This window comes from Weizmannia acidilactici (assembly GCF_008974185.1).
Taxonomy (GTDB): Bacteria; Bacillota; Bacilli; order Bacillales; family Bacillaceae_C; genus Weizmannia; species Weizmannia acidilactici.
On sequence record NZ_BKZP01000116.1, the window covers coordinates 1 to 299 of the forward strand.

Below are 299 nucleotides of genomic sequence, written 5' to 3' on the forward strand. Positions count from 1 at the left end.
GAAGAGCCTTGTATCTGGCAATTCGCCCACTGGTTGTGCATAATCCGACGTTTAAAGCCCTGCATCAATACTATACAAAACGCCCTGAACGCCCGTTAAAGAAACAACAGTCACTCATAGCCCTGTGTTGTAAGTTATTGCGAGTCCTGTTTGTCATCGGCAACAAGCAGTGTGAGTTTGATGGTTGCAAATTACTACAAGGTCTACCTCAAATAGAAGCATTACAGGCAGCTTAAGAAATGTAAGATAACTCTTGATAACTGCTTCATTTCAAAACAAACACCGATAGTGCAGAGCCG

At 42.8% G+C, this 299-nt stretch carries 1 pseudogene; it reads left to right on the forward strand.

Going from position 1 to position 299, the window contains the following annotated elements:
* Nucleotides 1-236, forward strand: a pseudogene (locus tag BpJC4_RS15950) (IS110 family transposase); the annotation flags it as partial.
* Nucleotides 237-299 lie beyond the last annotated feature (63 nt).